The 15,529-nt window shown below is 55.5% G+C and carries 17 protein-coding genes; 10 read left to right on the top strand and 7 right to left on the bottom strand.

What is annotated here, in order from left to right; all coding sequences use genetic code 11:
• Positions 1 to 49: 49 nt before the first annotated feature.
• Both asd and mscM read left to right on the top strand, forming a co-directional pair.
• Positions 50 to 1,018, top strand: coding sequence for an archaetidylserine decarboxylase (asd, locus tag PYW49_RS17305; RefSeq protein WP_134349415.1), 969 nt, complete (start codon positions 50 to 52; stop codon positions 1,016 to 1,018).
• Between the two features lie 19 nt (positions 1,019 to 1,037).
• A complete protein-coding gene (gene mscM / locus PYW49_RS17310; protein ID WP_134349414.1) occupies positions 1,038 to 4,361 on the top strand; it encodes a miniconductance mechanosensitive channel MscM in 3,324 nt (1,107 codons plus the stop codon).
• Positions 4,362 to 4,403: 42 nt separating this feature from the next.
• Here the strand turns inward: mscM and epmA are convergent, their stop codons facing one another.
• Complete coding sequence (gene epmA / locus PYW49_RS17315) at positions 4,404 to 5,381, bottom strand: elongation factor P--(R)-beta-lysine ligase (RefSeq protein ID WP_047346111.1); 978 nt, start codon at positions 5,379 to 5,381, stop codon at positions 4,404 to 4,406.
• A gap of 310 nt (positions 5,382 to 5,691) precedes the next feature.
• Between epmA and frdA the strand changes: the two genes are divergently transcribed.
• From frdA to frdD, 4 genes are read left to right on the top strand one after another with little or no spacing between them, the layout of a single operon-like run.
• Positions 5,692 to 7,482, top strand: coding sequence for a fumarate reductase (quinol) flavoprotein subunit (frdA, locus tag PYW49_RS17320; protein WP_320387061.1), 1,791 nt, complete (start codon positions 5,692 to 5,694; stop codon positions 7,480 to 7,482).
• Positions 7,475 to 8,209 (top strand): fumarate reductase iron-sulfur protein, encoded by a 735-nt coding sequence (gene frdB / locus PYW49_RS17325; RefSeq protein ID WP_134349413.1) that lies wholly within the window; start codon positions 7,475 to 7,477, stop codon positions 8,207 to 8,209. Before frdA ends, frdB begins: the two co-directional genes overlap by 8 nt.
• A gap of 10 nt (positions 8,210 to 8,219) precedes the next feature.
• Positions 8,220 to 8,615, top strand: coding sequence for a fumarate reductase subunit FrdC (gene frdC, locus PYW49_RS17330; protein WP_134349733.1), 396 nt, complete (start codon positions 8,220 to 8,222; stop codon positions 8,613 to 8,615).
• A gap of 10 nt (positions 8,616 to 8,625) precedes the next feature.
• Positions 8,626 to 8,985, top strand: coding sequence for a fumarate reductase subunit FrdD (gene frdD / locus PYW49_RS17335; RefSeq protein ID WP_134349412.1), 360 nt, complete (start codon positions 8,626 to 8,628; stop codon positions 8,983 to 8,985).
• A gap of 29 nt (positions 8,986 to 9,014) precedes the next feature.
• On the opposite strand, the gene ampR is transcribed toward frdD, so the two are convergent.
• A complete protein-coding gene (gene ampR / locus PYW49_RS17340) occupies positions 9,015 to 9,890 on the bottom strand; it encodes a LysR family transcriptional regulator AmpR (RefSeq protein ID WP_320387062.1) in 876 nt (291 codons plus the stop codon).
• Positions 9,891 to 10,022: 132 nt separating this feature from the next.
• On the opposite strand from ampR, the gene blaACT reads away from it, so the two are divergent.
• Both blaACT and PYW49_RS17350 read left to right on the top strand, forming a co-directional pair.
• Complete coding sequence (blaACT, locus tag PYW49_RS17345; protein WP_320387063.1) at positions 10,023 to 11,168, top strand: ACT family cephalosporin-hydrolyzing class C beta-lactamase; 1,146 nt, start codon at positions 10,023 to 10,025, stop codon at positions 11,166 to 11,168.
• A 107-nt stretch (positions 11,169 to 11,275) separates the two neighbouring features.
• Positions 11,276 to 11,806: a lipocalin family protein gene (locus PYW49_RS17350; protein ID WP_134349409.1), complete on the top strand. Its 531-nt coding sequence runs from the start codon at positions 11,276 to 11,278 to the stop codon at positions 11,804 to 11,806.
• Here the strand turns inward: PYW49_RS17350 and sugE are convergent.
• The gene (gene sugE, locus PYW49_RS17355) at positions 11,803 to 12,120 is read right to left on the bottom strand and encodes a quaternary ammonium compound efflux SMR transporter SugE (protein ID WP_134349408.1); all 318 of its coding nucleotides are present in this window, start codon (positions 12,118 to 12,120) and stop codon (positions 11,803 to 11,805) included. The genes PYW49_RS17350 and sugE overlap by 4 nt on opposite strands.
• Positions 12,121 to 12,381: 261 nt before the next feature.
• Between sugE and PYW49_RS17360 the strand changes: the two genes are divergently transcribed.
• A complete protein-coding gene (locus tag PYW49_RS17360; RefSeq protein ID WP_320387064.1) occupies positions 12,382 to 12,981 on the top strand; it encodes a helix-turn-helix transcriptional regulator in 600 nt (199 codons plus the stop codon).
• Positions 12,982 to 13,018: 37 nt separating this feature from the next.
• Here PYW49_RS17360 and ecnB read toward each other — a convergent pair whose 3' ends face one another.
• From ecnB to efp, 3 genes are all read right to left on the bottom strand, one after another.
• Entirely contained in the window at positions 13,019 to 13,165 is a 147-nt protein-coding gene (gene ecnB / locus PYW49_RS17365; protein ID WP_003025482.1) for a lipoprotein toxin entericidin B, read from the bottom strand.
• Positions 13,166 to 13,273: 108 nt separating this feature from the next.
• Positions 13,274 to 13,405 (bottom strand): entericidin A/B family lipoprotein, encoded by a 132-nt coding sequence (locus tag PYW49_RS17370; protein WP_024907352.1) that lies wholly within the window; start codon positions 13,403 to 13,405, stop codon positions 13,274 to 13,276.
• Between the two features lie 48 nt (positions 13,406 to 13,453).
• Positions 13,454 to 14,020 (bottom strand): elongation factor P, encoded by a 567-nt coding sequence (gene efp, locus PYW49_RS17375; protein ID WP_010427766.1) that lies wholly within the window; start codon positions 14,018 to 14,020, stop codon positions 13,454 to 13,456.
• 40 nt (positions 14,021 to 14,060) lie between these two features.
• Between efp and epmB the strand changes: the two genes are divergently transcribed.
• Positions 14,061 to 15,089: an EF-P beta-lysylation protein EpmB gene (epmB, locus tag PYW49_RS17380; RefSeq protein ID WP_320387065.1), complete on the top strand. Its 1,029-nt coding sequence runs from the start codon at positions 14,061 to 14,063 to the stop codon at positions 15,087 to 15,089.
• Between the two features lie 65 nt (positions 15,090 to 15,154).
• Here the strand turns inward: epmB and PYW49_RS17385 are convergent, their stop codons facing one another.
• Positions 15,155 to 15,508, bottom strand: coding sequence for a DUF4156 domain-containing protein (locus tag PYW49_RS17385; RefSeq protein WP_047346101.1), 354 nt, complete (start codon positions 15,506 to 15,508; stop codon positions 15,155 to 15,157).
• Positions 15,509 to 15,529 lie beyond the last annotated feature (21 nt).

The following is a 15,529-nucleotide window of genomic DNA, read 5'->3' on the forward strand; positions in this document are numbered from 1 at the left end:
CGGCTTCACACCGGATCAGGAACGACAAAACAATGGCCTGGAGGCTACCTTGTTAAACGCATTTAAACTTTCGCTTCAATACATTCTGCCAAAACTGTGGCTCACTCGCCTGGCGGGCTGGGGCGCGAGCAAACGAGCAGGCTGGCTGACCAAACTGGTCATCGACCTTTTCGTAAAATATTACAAGGTCGATATGAAAGAGGCGCAGAAGCCGGATACCGCCAGCTACCGTACCTTCAACGAGTTTTTCGTGCGCCCGCTGCGTGACGAAGTGCGCCCGGTAAACACCGACCCTAACGTCCTGGTGATGCCAGCAGACGGCGTGATTAGCCAGTTAGGTGATATCGAAGACGATAAAATCCTGCAAGCAAAAGGTCATAACTACAGCCTGGAAGCCCTGCTGGCGGGAAACTACCTGATGGCGGATCTGTTCCGTAACGGTACGTTTGCCACCACCTATCTGTCACCGCGCGACTACCACCGCGTGCACATGCCGTGTAACGGCATCCTGCGCGAGATGATTTACGTCCCGGGCGACCTGTTCTCCGTCAACCATCTGACCGCGCAAAACGTCCCGAACCTGTTTGCCCGCAACGAGCGTGTCATCTGCCTGTTTGATACTGAATTTGGCCCTATGGCGCAGATTCTGGTGGGCGCGACCATTGTAGGCAGCATTGAAACCGTCTGGGCTGGCACCATCACCCCGCCTCGCGAAGGTGTGATCAAGCGCTGGACCTGGCCTGCCGGTGAAGCGGAAGGCTCTGTGGCTCTGCTGAAAGGCCAGGAGATGGGTCGCTTTAAGCTGGGCTCAACCGTGATCAACCTGTTTGCGCCGGGCAAAGTGAAGCTGGCTGAACAACTCGAAAGCTTGTCGGTCACTAAACTGGGCCAGCCTCTGGCAATCTCTACCGAAACCTTCGTGACGCCTGACGCAGAACCTGCGCCGCTGGCAGAAGAAGAGATTATTGCCGAACACGACGCCAGCCCGCTGGTTGACGACAAAAAAGACGAAGGCTAACAACAGAAGGATCGCTGACGTGCGCCCGATTATCGTTCTACTGATGGCCTGGTGCCTCAGCATGGGGGCGTACGCAGCGACAGCCCCCGACGCCAAACAGATAACCCAGGAGCTGGAGCAGGCAAAAGCGGCAAAACCCGCTCAGCCAGAGACGGTTGAGTCGCTCCAGTCTGCCCTGAACGCGCTTGAAGAGCGGAAAGGCTCTCTTGAGCGCGCTCAGCAGTATCAGCAGGTTATCGACAACTTCCCTAAACTCTCGCAGACGCTGCGCGCGCAGCTCAATAATCTGCGAGATGAACCGCGCGACGTGCCCGCAGGCATGACCTCCGACGCCCTGAACCAGGAGATCCTGCAGGTCAGCAGCCAGCTTCTTGAAAAGAGCCGTCTGGCGCAGCAGGAGCAGGAGCGTGCGCGTGAAATTGCCGACTCCCTCAGCCAGCTACCGCAACAGCAAACCGACGCCCGCCGCCAGCTTAATGAAGTTGAGCGTCGCGTTGGGACACAAAGCGGCAATACGCCACAAGCTCAGGCACAAAATCTGGGCCTGCAGGCAGAATCGGCTCGTCTGAAGGCCCTTGTCGATGAGCTGGAGCTGGCGCAGCTCTCCGCCAATAACCGTCAGGAACTGTCGCGGATGCGCTCTGAACTCGCTCAGAAGCAGAGCGAGCAACTGGACGCGTATCTACAGGCCCTGCGCAATCAGCTCAACAGCCAGCGCCAGCGTGAAGCGGAGCGCGCGCTGGAAAGTACTGAACTGCTGGCGGAAAACAGCGATAATCTGCCTGCCGGTATTGTCCAACAATTTAAGATTAACCGTGAGCTGTCTGCCGCGCTGAATCAACAGGCGCAGCGTATGGATCTGGTTGCCTCGCAACAGCGCCAGGCCACCAATCAAACCCTTCAGGTTCGCCAGGCGCTCAATACCCTGCGCGAACAGTCCCAGTGGCTTGGGTCATCAAACCTGCTGGGTGAGGCGCTACGCGCCCAGGTCGCACGTCTGCCGGAAATGCCGAAGCCGCAACAGCTGGATACCGAGATGGCCCAGCTGCGCGTTCAGCGGCTGCACTTTGAAGATCTCCTCAATAAACAGCCGCAAATCCGCCAGATCCGTCAGGCTGACGGACAACCCCTGACCAGCGAGCAAAACCGTATTCTGGAAGCGCAGCTGCGCACCCAGCGGGAACTGCTGAACTCTCTGCTCCAGGGCGGGGATACGTTGATTCTGGAACTGACCAAGCTGAAGGTTTCTAACAGCCAGCTGGAAGATGCGCTGAAAGAGGTGAACGAGGCAACGCACCGTTATCTCTTCTGGACGTCCGACGTGCGTCCGATGACCTTCTCGTGGCCGATTGATATTGTCCAGGATCTGCGCCGTCTGATTTCGCTGGACACCTTCAGCCAGCTGGGCCAGGCCAGCGTGATGATGCTCACCAGCAAAGAGACCATTTTCCCGCTGCTGGGAGCGTTGATTCTGGTGGGCTGCAGCATTTACTCGCGCAGACATTTCACCCGTTTCCTGGAGCGGTCCAGCTCCCGGGTAGGCAAGGTCACCCAGGATCACTTCTGGCTGACGTTGCGTACCGTATTCTGGTCGATTCTTGTTGCCTCCCCGCTGCCAGTGCTATGGATGACGCTGGGGTATGGCCTGCGGGAAGCCTGGCCCTATCCCCTCGCGGTAGCGATTGGCGATGGCGTCACCGCCACCGTGCCCCTGCTGTGGGTCGTGATGATCTGCGCCACGTTCGCGCGCCCCAACGGCTTGTTTATCGCCCACTTTGGCTGGCCGCGTAACCGCGTTGCACGCGCCATGCGTTATTACCTGATGAGCATCGGGTTGATTGTGCCGCTGATTATGGCGCTGATCATGTTCGATAATCTCAACGACCGGGAGTTCTCAGGCTCGCTGGGCCGTCTCTGCTTTATGCTGATTTGCGGGGCGCTGGCCATCGTCACGCTCAGCCTGAAGCGCGCCGGTATACCTCTCTATCTGGATAAATCCGGTAGCGGCGACAACATGTTCAACCGGCTGCTCTGGAACCTGCTGCTTAGCGCGCCGTTGATTGCAATGCTGGCGGCCGCGGTGGGTTACCTGGCAACCGCGCAGGCGCTGCTGGCGCGGCTGGAAACCTCGGTGGCAATCTGGTTCCTGCTTCTGGTGGTGTACCACGTGATCCGCCGCTGGATGTTGATCCAGCGGCGCCGTCTGGCGTTTGACCGTGCCAAGCACCGCCGGGCAGAGATCCTCGCCCAGCGAGCGCGTGGTGAGGAGGAGCCAAACCATGTCAACAGTACGGAAGGCACGACGGAAGCGGACGAGGTCGAACTGGATCTGGATGCCATCAGCACCCAGTCCCTGCGTCTGGTTCGTTCCATCCTGATGCTGATTGCCCTTCTGTCGGTCATCTTCCTGTGGTCGGAGATCCATTCCGCATTTGGCTTCCTGGAGAACATCTCCCTGTGGGACGTGACGTCCACGGTGCAGGGTGTTGAAAGCCTGGAGCCGATTACCTTAGGGGCGGTGCTGATTGCCATTCTGGTGTTGATCATCACCACGCAGCTGGTCCGCAACTTCCCGGCGCTGCTGGAGCTGGCGCTGCTGCAACATCTGGATTTAACCCCGGGGACGGGTTACGCCATTACCACCATCACTAAGTACCTGATTCTGCTCTTTGGCGGGATGGTTGGGTTCTCAATGATTGGCATTGAGTGGTCTAAATTGCAGTGGCTGGTCGCCGCGCTGACGTTTGGTCTTGGCTTTGGTATGCAGGAGATTTTCGCAAACTTTGTTTCCGGCCTGATCATCCTGTTTGAAAAACCGATTCGTATTGGCGATACGGTGACGATCCGCGATCTGACCGGGAGCGTAACGAAGATCAATACCCGCGCCACAACGATCAGCGACTGGGATCGTAAAGAGATCATCGTGCCAAATAAGGCGTTTATCACCGAGCAGTTTATCAACTGGTCGTTGTCAGACTCCGTCACGCGTGTGGTGCTGACCGTGCCGGCCCCGTCGGATGCCAACAGTGAAGAGGTTACGCAGATCCTCTACACCGCCGCCGAACGTTGTACTCTGGTGCTCGATAACCCGGCGCCGGAAGTGTTCCTGGTTGATCTACAGCAAGGGATCCAGATTTTCGAGCTGCGAATTTACGCCGCCGAAATGGGGCACCGTATGCCGCTGCGTCATGAGATCCACCAGCTGATTCTGGCGGGCTTCCGCGAGCACGGTATTGATATGCCGTTCCCACCGTTCCAGATGCGTCTGGAAACGCTGGACGGTCGCAAGAGTGGAAGAACACTGACGTCAGCGGCGCGTAAGCGCCCGGCGGGAAGTTTGTAAGATAGCAAGGCAACCCTCTCCCACGGGAGAGGGGAAAAGCCGTCAGGCGCGATCTACGGTAAACGCAATCACATCACCCAGCTGTTCTGCGCCCAGGGCCAGCATCACAAGACGATCCACACCCAGCGCCACGCCGGAGCAATCCGGCAGACCCGCTTTTAACGCTTCAAGCAGGTTGGTATCAATAGGCTGCTGCGGAAGGCCACGCGCGGCGCGCTTGCGGTTATCCTGCTCGAAACGCTGCTGCTGTTCGCGGGCGTCAGTCAGTTCGTGGAAACCGTTAGCCAGTTCAATGCCTTTGTAATAGACCTCAAAACGCTCTGCCACACGGTGGTCCTCGGTACTGATCTGTGCCAGTGAGGCCTGGCTTGCCGGGAAGTGATAGACAAACGTCGGACGGTCTTTGCCAATCTGGGGTTCAACGCCAAAGGTGAACAGCAGTTGCAGCAGCGTATCGCGATCTTCTTCGGTATCTGCCACGTTGCTCAGATCCAGCTTTGCCGCCACTTCGCGCAGCTGAGGCTTGTCCGCGGATAACGGATCGATTTCCAGATAGCGCTGGAAAACCTGCTGATAGGAGAGCGTTTCCGCTTCCGGGCACTCCAGTACCTGCTGCAGCAGATCGTCCACCTCATTCATCAGGCGGTACATATCATAATGCGGACGGTACCACTCCAGCATGGTGAATTCCGGATTGTGGTGACGCCCCATCTCTTCATTACGGAAGCTACGGCACAGCTGATACACCGGGCCACATCCTGCCGCCAGCAGGCGCTTCATGTGATATTCCGGGCTGGTCATCAGATACAAATTCATACCCTGAGAGTGACCAGGGCCAACAAAACGGGTTTCAAACGGGACCAGATGAATATCCGTTACCGTTGCCTGACTCATGCACGGCGTTTCCACCTCCAGGACTCCGCGGTCGGCAAAGAAACGGCGAATCTCCGCCATAATTGCTGCGCGTTTTAACAGATTTGGAATGGATGCGCTCGGCTGCCAGGTGGCCGTTTCGCTCATGAGTTGTTCTCCGATTTCATACAAGGGCACGAAGTCTACTCGTTAGCTGGGACAGAGACAAATTTTGCGCAGTAAAAAAGCGCATTTCATTTAAGTGAGCAATTACGTGACGTAATTCATCAATCTCCATGATAAATCGCCGTACAGAACAGCAAAAAAATCGAACACGTCAAATTTCCCTGTCATCTACACGGTTATACTGTTTTACCCATAAAGGAGCAGTGGAAACGCTTTCGCAATCGTCCTTTTGGACGGGTGAACTACCTTTAGTTTGTCGCGTTGCGAAATAACAAAAATCTGGAGGAATGTCGTGCAAACTTTTCAGGCCGATCTTGCCGTAATTGGCGCTGGCGGGGCTGGATTACGTGCTGCGATTGCTGCAGCGCAAGCTAATCCAAACGCTAAAATCGCATTGATTTCAAAAGTCTATCCAATGCGCAGCCACACTGTGGCAGCAGAAGGAGGATCCGCCGCCGTTGCGCAGGATCATGACAGCTTTGAATACCATTTCCACGACACGGTTGCAGGGGGCGACTGGCTTTGCGAACAGGATGTCGTTGACTACTTTGTGCACCATTGTCCAACGGAGATGACCCAGCTTGAGCAGTGGGGATGTCCGTGGAGTCGTCGTCCGGACGGCAGCGTCAACGTTCGCCGCTTCGGCGGAATGAAGATCGAACGTACCTGGTTCGCTGCCGATAAGACCGGCTTCCACATGCTGCATACCCTCTTCCAGACCTCCCTTCAGTTCCCACAAATTCAGCGCTTTGATGAGCATTTCGTCCTCGACATTCTGGTTGATGACGGACAGGCGCGTGGCCTGGTGGCGATGAACATGATGGAAGGCACACTCGTCCAGATCCGCGCCAAGGCGGTGGTGATGGCAACGGGCGGTGCGGGACGCGTGTACCGCTACAATACCAATGGCGGCATCGTCACCGGTGATGGCATGGGCATGGCGCTCAGTCACGGCGTACCGCTGCGCGATATGGAATTCGTGCAGTATCACCCAACCGGCCTGCCAGGTTCAGGCATTCTGATGACGGAAGGCTGCCGCGGCGAAGGCGGTATTCTGGTCAACAAAAACGGCTACCGCTATCTGCAGGATTACGGTATGGGTCCGGAAACCCCGCTCGGCGAGCCGAAGAACAAATACATGGAACTCGGTCCGCGCGACAAAGTGTCCCAGGCCTTCTGGCACGAGTGGCGCAAAGGCAACACCATCTCCACGCCGCGCGGCGATGTGGTCTATCTTGACCTGCGCCACCTCGGCGAGAAGAAACTGCTGGAACGTCTGCCGTTCATCTGTGAACTGGCAAAAGCCTACGTGGGCGTCGACCCGGTGAAAGAGCCGATTCCGGTACGCCCAACGGCGCACTACACCATGGGCGGAATCGAAACCGACCAGCAGTGTGAAACCCGCATCAAAGGTCTGTTTGCCGTGGGCGAATGTTCCTCCGTGGGTCTGCACGGTGCCAACCGTCTCGGGTCTAACTCGCTGGCAGAGCTGGTCGTCTTTGGCCGCATGGCGGGCGAGCGCGCGATGGAGCGTGCGGCTACAGCAGGCGAAGCCAACGGTGCCGCGCTCGATGCGCAGGTCGCAGACGTTGAAAAACGCCTGAAAGATCTGGTGAACCAGGAAGGTAACGAAAACTGGTCTAAGATCCGTGATGAAATGGGTCTGTCGATGGAAGAAGGCTGCGGTATCTACCGTACCCCTGAGCTGATGCAAAAAACCGTCGATAAGCTGGCGGAGCTGCAGGAGCGCTTCAAGCGCGTACGCATCACCGATACCTCCAGCGTCTTCAATACCGACCTGCTCTACACCATCGAGCTGGGTCACGGCCTGAACGTGGCGGAATGTATGGCGCACTCTGCGCTAGCGCGTAAAGAGTCGCGAGGGGCACATCAGCGTCTTGATGAAGGCTGTACTGAACGTGACGACGTCAATTTCCTGAAACACACTCTCGCCTGGCGCGATGCGGATGGCACCACACGTCTGGACTACAGCGACGTGAAAATCACCACGCTGCCACCGGCTAAACGCGTGTACGGTGCAGAAGCAGAAGCCGCCGAGAAGAAGGAGAAGGTGAATGGCTGAGATGCAAAAACTGAAAATTGAAGTGGTGCGCTACAACCCGGAGGTGGACGCCGCACCGCATAGCGCTTTCTATGAAGTGCCTTATGACGAGCAAACCTCCCTGCTGGATGCGCTCGGCTATATTAAAGACAACCTGGCGCCGGACCTGAGCTACCGCTGGTCCTGCCGCATGGCGATCTGCGGATCCTGCGGCATGATGGTTAACAAAGTGCCGAAGCTGGCCTGTAAGACCTTCCTGCGCGAGTACACCAAAGGCATCAAGGTTGAAGCACTGGGTAACTTCCCGATTGAACGCGATCTGGTCGTCGATATGACTCACTTTATCGAAAGCCTGGAAGCCATTAAGCCGTACATCATTGGCAACCCGCGCACGCCAGATCAGGGGCCAAACACCCAGACGCCGGCCCAGATGGCGAAATATCATCAGTTCTCCGGCTGCATAAACTGCGGTCTTTGCTACGCCGCCTGTCCACAGTTTGGGCTGAACCCCGAGTTCATCGGCCCGGCCGCCATTACGCTGGCGCACCGCTATAACGAGGACAGCCGCGACCACGGTAAAAAAGAACGTATGGCGCAGCTTAACAGCCAGAACGGCGTCTGGAGCTGTACCTTTGTGGGTTACTGCTCCGAAGTTTGTCCGAAGCACGTCGACCCGGCCGCCGCCATTCAGCAGGGGAAAGTGGAAAGCTCGAAAGACTTTCTTATCGCTACCCTGAAACCACGCTAAGGAGTGCATGATGACGACTAAACGCAAAGCCTATGTTCGGCCTGTGCCGTCCACCTGGTGGAAAAATCTGCCGTTTTATCGCTTCTACATGCTGCGTGAAGGCACGGCGGTACCGGCAGTCTGGTTCAGCCTTGAACTGATGTATGGTGTCTTTGCCCTCAAGCACGGTCCGGAAACCTGGGCGAGTTTTGTTGGCTTCCTGCAAAACCCGATCATCATTGTTCTGAACCTGATCGTGCTCGCGGCTGCGCTGCTACATACCAAAACCTGGTTTGAACTGGCACCAAAAGCGGCGAACATCATCGTTAAAGGCGAGAAAATGGGGCCAGAGCCTGTTATTAAAGGACTCTGGGCAGTGACAATTCTTGTCACCGTGGTCATTCTGTTTGTCGCACTGTTCTGGTAAGGAGACTACTGTGATCAATCCAAATCCAAAACGTTCTGACGAGCCGGTCTTCTGGGGTCTGTTTGGCGCTGGCGGCATGTGGAGCGCCATCATCGCCCCCGTCATCATCCTGCTGGTCGGCATTATGCTGCCGCTGGGGCTGTTCCCGGGCGATGCGCTGAGCTACGAACGCGTACTGGCGTTCGCGGGCAGCTTTATCGGTCGCGTGTTCATCTTCCTGATGATCGTCCTGCCGCTGTGGTGTGGCCTGCACCGTATTCACCATGCGATGCATGACCTGAAAATCCATGTACCGAACGGTAAATGGGTATTCTACGGTCTGGCGACCATCCTGACCGTGGTGACGCTGATTGCCGTAGTCACTATCTGACGCATCTGGCCCGCCATCCGGCGGGCCTTTTATTTCTGCATCTTCCCCACCAGCCACTGAGCAAACTCGCGCATTGCGGGGGTTTCTGTCCGCGACTGTAGTCTTGTCAGCCAGTAGCTGCCGAGGTCAATCTGCGTTGCAAACGGCTGCACAATGCGCTCGCTGCTGAGTAAATGGGTAAACATATCGACAGGTGCAATGGCAATCCCTACGCCGGCCTGAGCCGCTTCAAGCATGGTCACGGACGAATCAAACACCATCACCCGGTGCGTCGGCGAGGGAGGATGCTCACCCGCTGCCTGCATCCACGCGGCCCACTCGTCGCGCCGAAAGGAGCGCAGCAAGGTAAACTTCAGGATATCTGCCGGGCTTTTCAGGCAGGAGGCAATGTCGGGGGTACAGAGCGGAGCCAGCGGTGCAGGGCAAAGAAATTCAGCATCGGTTCCATGCCACGCTCCGCCACCGTAGCGAATGGTGTAATCAAGCCCTTCAGCAGCCGGGTCGACGCGGTTGTTATGGGTGGAAAGCTGAAGATCAATATGCGGATAGCAACGGCGAAAATCATCCAGCTGCGAAAATAACATCCCTGTTGCGAAAGTGCCCACCACACCTATTTTTAGCTTCTCCTGAGCGCGATGGCTGGCAAAGCGATCCAGCATTCCGGCAATACGGTCGAACGAGTCATTCAGCACCGGCAGTAAATTTTCCCCCTCGGTGGTCAACATTAACCCGCGCGAAACGCGCACGAAGAGCTGACAGTTAAGATGCTGCTCCAGCGTTTTAACATGCTGGCTAATGGCAGAATGGGTCACGTTCAGCTCAATGGCCGCATGCGTAAAACTGAGATGTCTTGCGGCGGCTTCAAAGGCTCGAAGCGAATTAAGCGGGAGATAACTTCGCGTCATGGTCTCATCCGTTAGAAAAATTAACAGCTAATGCTAAATTTAACCGTTTGTCAGCCACAGTCAAATCCAACAGACTACTGCTGTCTGAAGGGCCCGGACACTCTCTTGAACCGCTATTACGGAAGATAACTGATGATGACAAAATCCCTTTGCTGCGCCCTGCTGCTCAGCGCCTCCTGCTCAGTATTTGCTGCGCCAATGTCAGAAAAAGAGCTGGCTGAGGTGGTACAACGTACCGTTACGCCGCTAATGAAAGCGCAGGCCATCCCGGGTATGGCGGTGGCGGTGATTTATCAGGGTCAGCCGCACTATTTTACCTTTGGTAAAGCTGATGTCGCAGCGAACAAACCCGTAACCCCGCAAACCTTGTTCGAGCTGGGCTCTATAAGTAAAACCTTCACCGGCGTATTGGGTGGAGATGCTATTGCTCGCGGTGAAATATCGCTGGGCGATCCGGTGACAAAGTACTGGCCTGAGCTGACAGGAAAGCAGTGGCAGGGAATTCGCATGCTGGATCTGGCAACCTATACCGCAGGAGGGTTACCGCTGCAGGTACCGGATGAGGTTACTGATAACGCCTCTCTGCTGCGTTTTTATCAAAACTGGCAACCGCAGTGGAAGCCGGGCACCACGCGTCTTTATGCGAACGCCAGCATCGGTCTTTTTGGCGCCCTCGCGGTTAAACCCTCCGGCATGAGCTTTGAAGAGGCCATGACGAAGCGGGTCTTTAAGCCGCTCAAACTTGACCATACGTGGATTAACGTTCCGAAAGCGGAAGAGGCGCATTACGCCTGGGGATACCGTGACGGTAAAGCGGTACACGTTTCGCCAGGAATGCTCGACGCGGAAGCCTATGGCGTAAAAACCAACGTGAAGGATATGGCGAACTGGGTGATGGTCAACATGGCCCCCGATTCCCTTCAGAATACCTCACTCAGGCAAGGCATTGCCCTGGCGCAGTATCGCTACTGGCGCGTGGGGGCTATGTATCAAGGGTTGGGCTGGGAGATGCTTAACTGGCCGGTCGATGCCAAAACCGTGGTCGGGAGCAGCGACAATAAGGTGGCACTGGCGCCATTGCCTGTGGCAGAGGTGAATCCACCGGCTCCTCCGGTGAAAGCGTCCTGGGTCCATAAAACAGGCTCGACTGGCGGGTTTGGCAGCTACGTGGCATTTATTCCTGAAAAGCAGATCGGTATTGTGATGCTCGCGAATAAAAGCTATCCGAACCCGGCACGCGTTGAGGCGGCATACCGCATTCTCGACACGCTGCAGTAAAACATTGCCGGGTAGCGGTTTCGCTTACCCGGCTAAACACTCCGCACAATCCTCCGCATTTTCCCTGCTGTCATCTACACTTAACAAAAAACAGTAAGGAAACTCCTATGCGCATTCTGCCTGTTATCGCCGCGGTGACAGCCGCGTTTTTAGTGGTTGCCTGCAGTTCCCCTACCCCACCACCTGGCGTTACCGTCGTCACGCCTTTCGATGCACAACGCTTCCTCGGAACATGGTATGAAATTGCGCGCCTCGACCACCGGTTTGAGCAGGGCTTAGAGAAGGTCACTGCACATTACAGCCCGATGGATGATGGCGGTATTCAGGTGATCAACCGGGGCTATAATCCCGACAGGGAGATGTGGCAACAGTCGATTGGGAAAGCGTACTTCACTGGCGACCCGCGAAGAGCCGCGCTTAAAGTCTCTTTCTTTGGCCCCTTCTATGGCGGCTATAACGTGATCGCACTCGACAGAGAGTACCGCCATGCGCTGGTCTGCGGGCCGGATCGCAACTACCTGTGGATACTCTCCCGCACGCCAACCATCTCAGCGGAGATGAAACAGCAGATGCTGGGCGTCGCGACCCGGCAAGGGTTTGATGTATCAAAACTCATCTGGGTAGAACAACCCCATTAGTGGGCGCTGAGCTTCAGCCCAATGATCCCGGCCACAATCAGAGCGAGGCTGGCGATACGCGCCAGACTCGCTGACTCTCCCAGCAGCAGAATGCCCGTGATGGCAGCACCTACCGCACCAATACCCGTCCAGACGGCATAAGCCGTTCCCACAGGCAGAGAGCGCATCGCCCAGGACAACATGACGATACTCACAATCATCGCAGTAACGGTGATGACGCTTGGCGTCAGGCGGGTAAAACCATGGGTATATTTCAGGCCAATCGCCCATACCACTTCGAGCAGGCCGGCAATAAAAAGAACGATCCAGGACATTTCAGGCTCCTTAACTTAATACAAGTTGGGGCCGTCCCCGGTGAAAGAAACGCTTACGGGTCGTCCCGTAAGGCAGAGATTACGCCCTATATTGTGGTTAGCGTGCGATTTTTTTTCAATCCCTTTCTGCTGAACACGTTAAGGCAAGAAATAGCCGCAGTATGGCGCGTAGTTCCGGCATTTAGCACTCATCCGACTTCTCTATGATGATGTGCTTTCTGATGGCAGGAAGCCAAACCACTAGCCGACTGCGAATAAAATATGTTCAAAATTCTTTTGATTGACCGTTGTCACTTCACCCGCACGGGGTTTGAAGCATGGCTCAATCATTCCGGTTTGTTCCCGGGGCACTTCGTCGTGACCGGGCTGAATAATCTGTTTCTTGCCAGAGAGCATATTCTGCAATGGAAACCCACGCTGGTTATCGCTGACCTGTACGGCTTCAGGCAGGATATCCACCATTTTCAACAGCTCTCTTCCTTGCTTAACGCCAGTGAACGATTGCCGTTTATTTTGCTGCAATCGGGAGAAGACAGTGGCATGACAGACTGGCTTGGACAGTTCCCGGTTTGGTCGTCGCTGTTGAAAAACGCCCATCTTGATAAAGTGGCAACGGTTATCAACGACGCATTAAAGTCGCGCGCAAGCGCTGAAAGGCCAACGATGGCTGCTCCCTTGCTGACCCGGCAGGAAGAGAAAGTGCTGACATTGTGGATGGACGGCGCGAGCAATCAGAAGATTGCTGCTCACCTGAGTATCAACGGAAAAACGGTTTATACCTATAAACGCAATATCCGCATGAAACTGCATATGGATACGCGTTTTTCACCGTTCTTATCCCTGCAGGAATCAGAAAGCTGACGGTACGAAACCCGCCTGGTCTCGTACCGTTTGTTAATTACTGCTGAGCTTTGGTTGCCGCGCCAGAGATTGCACTGCCACCTTCAGAAATATCCTGACCGACGCCACGCGTGGTATTACAGGCTGTTAACACTGAAGAAAGTACCAGGACTGAAAAGATCGCTGCAATTGTCTTCTTAACCATAATATCTTCCTTTTATAGCCAAAGTTGTTTTGTGTATAGCAACTTAAGAATAGACAAGATCCCGTCGGTTGACGGAAAAGGAAGCATTTTTAGGAAAATTAGACGAACTTAGCTGGCAGCGTGAGAAATGATATGACCAAGATCCTGGATGTCTTGTCCCATTCCACGCGTGGTGTTACAGCCGGAAAGCAATGCACTGGAAAGCGCTAACAGAAGCAGAATTTTAACGGTACGTTTCATCATCCCTGCCTGCAAAAATCAGGCGCAGCGGGCGCTGCGCCCTGACTATTACTTCACGCGTGATACGTATTCGCCGGAGCGGGTATCCACTTTGATCACTTCGCCAGTCTGTACGAACAGCGGAACTTTAACCACTGCACCGGTAGACAGTTTGGCAGGCTTACCACCAGTACCGGCGGTATCGCCTTTCAGACCTGGATCGGTTTCAACGATTTCCAGCTCTACAAAGTTTGGTGGGGTCACAGCGATAGGCTGGCCGTTCCACAGGGTCACGATGCACTCAGCCTGATCCAGCAGCCATTTAGCGCTATCACCTACCGCTTTCTCATCAGCAGACAGCTGTTCGAAAGTGGAGTTGTTCATGAAATGATAGAACTCACCGTCGTTGTACAGATAGGTCAGGTTCATATCAACAACATCAGCGCCTTCAGCGGAGTCAGTAGACTTGAAGGTTTTCTCAACACGGGTACCGGTCAGCAGGCGGCGCAGCTTAACGCGTGCGAATGCCTGGCCTTTACCTGGTTTAACGAATTCGCTGGCTTCAACCGCGTACGGTTCGCCGTCCATCATGATTTTAAGACCAGCACGAAAATCGTTGCTATAGTACGTTGCCATAAGGCCCTCTAAATTTGTTAACTGGTAGCTAAGCCACAAAATGGCGCATATTGTAACCCTAAACACCCCGTCCAGAGAAGATTGGTTATCGCAACTTGCCGATGTAATCACCAGTCCTGATGAATTGCTGCGTCTTTTAGACCTCGATCAACACCCAGAGTTGCTTGCAGGCCGGGAGGCGAAGCGCCTCTTTGCCCTGCGTGTTCCCCGCGCGTTTGTTGCCCGAATGGAGAAAGGGAACCCTGACGATCCTTTATTAAAACAAACGCTTACTTCGCAAGATGAGTTCATTACTGCGCCGGGATATAGCACCGATCCTCTTGAAGAGCAGAACAGTGTGGTTCCGGGTTTACTGCACAAGTATCTCAACCGTGCCCTGTTGCTGGTAAAAGGCGGCTGTGCGGTAAATTGTCGTTATTGCTTCCGTCGGCACTTCCCGTATGCCGAAAACCAGGGCAATAAACGCAACTGGCAGGTCGCGCTGGACTATATCGCCACCCATCCGGAGCTGGATGAGATTATTTTTTCCGGGGGCGACCCGCTGATGGCGAAAGATCATGAGCTGGACTGGCTGCTAAGCCAGCTTGAAGCCATCCCGCACATTAAGCGTCTGCGCATTCACAGCCGTTTACCGATTGTCATTCCGGCACGTGTCACTGACGGCCTGGTTTCGCGCCTGGAGCAGTCTCGACTGCAGGTCCTGCTGGTGAACCACATTAACCACGCGAACGAAATTGACGATGCCTTTCGCACGGCGATGGCGCGTCTGCGTAAAGCGGGAGTGACGCTGCTGAACCAGAGCGTGCTGCTGCGTGGCGTAAATGATAGCGCCCGCGTGCTGGCCGATCTGAGCAATGCGCTGTTTGATGCGGGCGTGCTGCCCTATTACCTTCACGTGCTGGATCGCGTTCAGGGCGCGGCCCATTTCATGGTGACGGATGAAGAAGCCCGGCAGATCGTGCGCGAACTGTTAACACTGGTTTCAGGCTATATGGTGCCGAAGCTGGCACGTGAGATTGGCGGTGAGCCGAGTAAGACGCCGCTGGACTTGCAGCTGCGGCAGAAGTAAAAGGCAGGTGGCGCTACGCTTACCAGCCCTACGAGGTCCGGGCACAGCGCCATCAGCAAGTTAACTCAGTTCGGGCACTTATAGACCTGGCCGTTCATCTGGCTGGCCGTCGGCACGAAGCTGGACAGCATTCCCTGCGTTGGACTGCTCACGCCGTAAATTACGTTACCGCCCATTGCCGCAGCCTGGTTACGCAGGGCATTCGCCGCACCGCGCATCGAGCCCCCTTCTTCGCCATGCTGACCCGACATCCAGTTACTTTGCTCACCGGATGCGGTGCCTAACAGCTGGCATTCGCTGCCCGGCTTATCTTCCACAAAGCGAACACCCTGGCCCGCTGCCGACAGCTCATTGCTGGAGCTACAACCCGCCAGCAGCAATGCTGCTCCTACGATCCCTGCACAGACTTTTACGCGCATGTTATTCCTCGGTTTCAATAA

This window comes from Enterobacter chinensis, assembly GCF_034008295.1.
Lineage (GTDB): Bacteria > Pseudomonadota > Gammaproteobacteria > Enterobacterales > Enterobacteriaceae > Enterobacter > Enterobacter chinensis.